This window comes from Collimonas humicola (assembly GCF_018304945.1).
In the GTDB taxonomy this organism is placed as follows: domain Bacteria; phylum Pseudomonadota; class Gammaproteobacteria; order Burkholderiales; family Burkholderiaceae_D; genus Collimonas; species Collimonas humicola.
Window position 1 is genome coordinate 1 of the sequence record NZ_JAGQEE010000016.1, and the last position, 5478, is coordinate 5478.

Sequence of the window (5478 nt, forward strand, 5' to 3'; positions counted from 1 at the left end):
GTTCACTAGGGTGAGTGAACCCGGTTGGGTATGAATGTCCAAACGATTCTTACGAATCTTGGCAAACAATAAAAGCTCATCATATAACCTGCTAAGGTTATAGGGACAAGCCTCACGGGCAATTAGTATCAGTTAGCTTAACGTATTACTACGCTTCCACACCTGACCTATCAACGTCCTGGTCTCGAACGACCCTTTAGGGGAATCTAGTTCCCGGGAAATATCATCTTAAGGCAAGTTTCCCGCTTAGATGCTTTCAGCGGTTATCTCTTCCGAACTTAGCTACCCGGCAATGCCACTGGCGTGACAACCGGTACACCAGAGGTTCGTCCACTCCGGTCCTCTCGTACTAGGAGCAGCCCCCTTCAAATTTCCAACGCCCACGGCAGATAGGGACCAAACTGTCTCACGACGTTTTAAACCCAGCTCACGTACCACTTTAAATGGCGAACAGCCATACCCTTGGGACCGGCTACAGCCCCAGGATGTGATGAGCCGACATCGAGGTGCCAAACTCCCCCGTCGATATGAACTCTTGGGAGGAATCAGCCTGTTATCCCCAGAGTACCTTTTATCCGTTGAGCGATGGCCCTTCCATACAGAACCACCGGATCACTATGTCCTACTTTCGTACCTGCTCGACTTGTCAGTCTCGCAGTTAAGCACGCTTATGCCATTGCACTATTAGCACGATGTCCGACCGTACCTAGCGTACCTTCGAACTCCTCCGTTACACTTTGGGAGGAGACCGCCCCAGTCAAACTGCCTACCATGCACTGTCCCCGATCCGGATAACGGACCAAGGTTAGAACCTCAAACAAACCAGGGTGGTATTTCAAGGATGGCTCCACGAGAACTAGCGTCCCCGCTTCAAAGCCTCCCACCTATCCTACACAGATTGGTTCAAAGTCCAATGCAAAGCTACAGTAAAGGTTCATGGGGTCTTTCCGTCTAGCCGCGGGTAGATTGCATCATCACAAACATTTCAACTTCGCTGAGTCTCGGGAGGAGACAGTGTGGCCATCGTTACGCCATTCGTGCAGGTCGGAACTTACCCGACAAGGAATTTCGCTACCTTAGGACCGTTATAGTTACGGCCGCCGTTTACTGGGACTTCAATCAAGAGCTTGCACCCCATCATTTAATCTTCCAGCACCGGGCAGGCGTCACACCCTATACGTCCACTTTCGTGTTTGCAGAGTGCTGTGTTTTTATTAAACAGTCGCAGCCACCTTTTTATTGCAGCCCTTTCGTCCTTCTGGCGCAGGCCAGTCAAACTACCGGGGCGTACCTTATCCCGAAGTTACGGTACAAATTTGCCGAGTTCCTTCTCCCGAGTTCTCTCAAGCGCCTTAGAATACTCATCTCGCCCACCTGTGTCGGTTTGCGGTACGGTCTCGTTAGACTGAAGCTTAGAGGCTTTTCTTGGAACCACTTCCGATTGCTTCACCAATAAATTGGCTCGTCCCATACCCTTGAATTACGCTGCCGGATTTGCCTAACAGCCTTCTCTGATATAGGAACCGGGACTTCCAACACCCGGACAACCTTCCGCGATCCGTCCCCCCATCGCATCTAACGACGGTGCAGGAATATTAACCTGCTTCCCATCAGCTACGCATCTCTGCCTCGCCTTAGGGGCCGACTCACCCTGCTCCGATGAACGTTGAACAGGAAACCTTGGGCTTACGGCGTGGGGGCTTTTCACCCCCATTATCGCTACTCATGTCAGCATTCGCACTTCTGATACCTCCAGCATCCTTTACAAGACACCTTCGCAGGCTTACAGAACGCTCTCCTACCATATCCTTACGGATATCCGCAGCTTCGGTGACTGGCTTAGCCCCGTTACATCTTCCGCGCAGGACGACTCGATCAGTGAGCTATTACGCTTTCTTTAAAGGATGGCTGCTTCTAAGCCAACCTCCTGACTGTTTTAGCCTTCCCACTTCGTTTGCCACTTAGCCAATCTTTGGGACCTTAGCTGGCGGTCTGGGTTGTTTCCCTCTTGACGTCGGACGTTAGCACCCGGCGTCTGTCTCCCAAGCTCGCACTCATCGGTATTCGGAGTTTGCAATGGTTTGGTAAGTCTCGATGACCCCCTAGCCATAACAGTGCTCTACCCCCGATGGTGATACTTGAGGCACTACCTAAATAGTTTTCGGAGAGAACCAGCTATTTCCAAGTTTGTTTAGCCTTTCACCCCTACCCACAGCTCATCCCCTAATTTTTCAACATTAGTGGGTTCGGACCTCCAGTGCGTGTTACCGCACCTTCATCCTGGCCATGAGTAGATCACTTGGTTTCGGGTCTACACCCAGCGACTGAACGCCCTATTCGGACTCGATTTCTCTACGCCTTCCCTATACGGTTAAGCTTGCCACTGAATGTAAGTCGCTGACCCATTATACAAAAGGTACGCAGTCACGGAACAAGTCCGCTCCTACTGTTTGTATGCACACGGTTTCAGGATCTATTTCACTCCCCTTCCGGGGTTCTTTTCGCCTTTCCCTCACGGTACTGGTTCACTATCGGTCGATATCGAGTATTTAGCCTTGGAGGATGGTCCCCCCATGTTCAGACAGGATTACACGTGTCCCGCCCTACTTGTTGCAAGCTTAGTTCCACAATGATCATTTCGTATAAGGGGCTATCACCCTCTATGGCCGACGTTTCCAAGTCGTTCTACTATGTCCACTGCTAAAACTTGCGGCTGTTCCCATTTCGCTCGCCACTACTTTGGGAATCTCGGTTGATTTCTTTTCCTGCAGCTACTTAGATGTTTCAGTTCGCCGCGTTCGCTTTACACACCTATGTATTCAGTGTGCAATGACCACTAGGGCCGGGTTTCCCCATTCGGAAATCTGCGGATCAAAGCTTGTTTGCTAGCTCCCCGCAGCTTATCGCAAGCTACTACGTCCTTCATCGCCTGATATCGCCAAGGCATCCACCATGTGCACTTATTCACTTGTCCCTATAACTTTAGCCTCTGAGTGCGTTCACACCCAAAAAGCGGTTATAGAGGTATTTCTATGAGTTTAGCGTTTGCCGTATCCAAAGTGTTATCGCATTCTCTATGCAGCTTTCGCTCATAGAGTCTTTTGAGAACTCTTTACATACTTTTTGATTTGATACAATCATACCCATCCACAACAATGTCTTGTCATGGACGAATCTTTACTACTTCTTCTAGATTGTTAAAGAACGGTAAAACCTTTGATCTTCAAAAGACCAAACCTAAATCCCAGTGCATGCCCGCATTCACATGCGCTGCACCGACTTAGGTTTGATATTTCACGCTTCTTCTCACCAAGGAAACTTGGTGGAGGTTGACGGGATCGAACCGACGACCCCCTGCTTGCAAAGCAGGTGCTCTCCCAGCTGAGCTAAACCCCCGAAACTTGTGGTGGGTCTGGTTGGGCTCGAACCAACGACCCCCGCGTTATCAACACGGTGCTCTAACCAACTGAGCTACAGACCCGCTTGGATCAGTACGAGCCTACCATCAACTTCAGCACTCTCATGCCGCAGCCTTTGACCGATACCTGTTCTTCTTTATTAACAGACGATAAGTGTGGACGCTTAACTTTCATGCAAACTCTAGAAAGGAGGTGATCCAGCCGCACCTTCCGATACGGCTACCTTGTTACGACTTCACCCCAGTCACGAATCCTACCGTGGTAAGCGCCCTCCTTACGGTTAGGCTACCTACTTCTGGTAAAACCCGCTCCCATGGTGTGACGGGCGGTGTGTACAAGACCCGGGAACGTATTCACCGCGACATGCTGATCCGCGATTACTAGCGATTCCAACTTCATGTAGTCGAGTTGCAGACTACAATCCGGACTACGATACACTTTCTGGGATTAGCTCCCCCTCGCGGGTTGGCGGCCCTCTGTATGTACCATTGTATGACGTGTGAAGCCCTACCCATAAGGGCCATGAGGACTTGACGTCATCCCCACCTTCCTCCGGTTTGTCACCGGCAGTCTCATTAGAGTGCCCTTTCGTAGCAACTAATGACAAGGGTTGCGCTCGTTGCGGGACTTAACCCAACATCTCACGACACGAGCTGACGACAGCCATGCAGCACCTGTGTTACAGTTTTCTTTCGAACACTCCCAAATCTCTTCGGAATTCTGTACATGTCAAGGGTAGGTAAGGTTTTTCGCGTTGCATCGAATTAATCCACATCATCCACCGCTTGTGCGGGTCCCCGTCAATTCCTTTGAGTTTTAATCTTGCGACCGTACTCCCCAGGCGGTCTACTTCACGCGTTAGCTGCGTTACCAAGTCAATTAAGACCCGACAACTAGTAGACATCGTTTAGGGCGTGGACTACCAGGGTATCTAATCCTGTTTGCTCCCCACGCTTTCGTGCATGAGCGTCAGTGTTATCCCAGGGGGCTGCCTTCGCCATCGGTATTCCTCCACATCTCTACGCATTTCACTGCTACACGTGGAATTCTACCCCCCTCTGACACACTCTAGCTATGCAGTCACAAATGCCATTCCCAGGTTAAGCCCGGGGATTTCACACCTGTCTTACATAACCGCCTGCGCACGCTTTACGCCCAGTAATTCCGATTAACGCTTGCACCCTACGTATTACCGCGGCTGCTGGCACGTAGTTAGCCGGTGCTTATTCTTCAGGTACCGTCATTAGGACTCTGTATTAGAAAATCCCGTTTCTTCCCTGACAAAAGAGCTTTACAACCCGAAGGCCTTCTTCACTCACGCGGCATTGCTGGATCAGGGTTGCCCCCATTGTCCAAAATTCCCCACTGCTGCCTCCCGTAGGAGTCTGGGCCGTGTCTCAGTCCCAGTGTGGCTGGTCGTCCTCTCAGACCAGCTACTGATCGAAGCCTTGGTGAGCCTTTACCTCACCAACTAGCTAATCAGATATCGGCCGCTCTATGAGCACGAGGTCTTGCGATCCCCCGCTTTCATCCGTAGATCGTATGCGGTATTAGCTAATCTTTCGACTAGTTATCCCCCACTCAAAGGTACGTTCCGATATATTACTCACCCGTTCGCCACTCGTCAGCGGAGCAAGCTCCCTGTTACCGTTCGACTTGCATGTGTAAGGCATGCCGCCAGCGTTCAATCTGAGCCAGGATCAAACTCTTCAGTTCAATCTCTGTTTTGTGGCATTGCTGCCTAGCATCTCTGCTATCGCTCACTCAAAATACTGACAGGCCGCTTCTTTGCAGAAGCGCCTATTTTCTTCTTCTGTGAACATTTAATGTTTTAAGTTATACGCTAATGACTTACGCCACCAGCGCTGCACTTCCATCAAACGCCCACACTTATCGACTGTTAATTGTTAAAGAACCTTCTACTTCGCGCCACCAGTTACCCGGCTCGCGTCGCTGTCAAATCGTTTTGTTTGTCAGCAGCAGAGAGATGAGATTATGTAGCGTTTCAAGTTTTTCGTCAACTACTTTTTTACTTCTTACCGAAAAACTTTTTACTCAC

At 50.2% G+C, this 5478-nt stretch carries 1 protein-coding gene, 2 tRNA genes and 2 rRNA genes; 1 reads left to right on the plus strand and 4 read right to left on the minus strand.

From position 1 onward, the window contains the following. Positions 1–101: 101 nt before the first annotated feature. The 4 genes from KHU30_RS24935 to KHU30_RS24950 form a co-directional block, all read right to left on the minus strand. Positions 102–2974, minus strand: a 23S ribosomal RNA gene (locus tag KHU30_RS24935). Positions 2975–3320: 346 nt separating this feature from the next. Further along, positions 3321–3396: transfer RNA gene (locus tag KHU30_RS24940), tRNA-Ala, on the minus strand. A gap of 8 nt (positions 3397–3404) precedes the next feature. Continuing rightward, a tRNA-Ile gene (locus tag KHU30_RS24945) sits at positions 3405–3481 on the minus strand. A 123-nt stretch (positions 3482–3604) separates the two neighbouring features. Further along, positions 3605–5135: ribosomal RNA gene (locus tag KHU30_RS24950) — 16S ribosomal RNA — on the minus strand. The 16S and 23S rRNA genes sit together here with 2 tRNA genes alongside, the layout of an rRNA operon. Before the next feature lie 130 nt (positions 5136–5265). On the opposite strand from KHU30_RS24950, the gene KHU30_RS24955 reads away from it, so the two are divergent. Further along, on the plus strand, positions 5266–5478 hold a 213-nt coding region (locus KHU30_RS24955), incomplete at its 3' end, for a hypothetical protein (protein ID WP_211445287.1).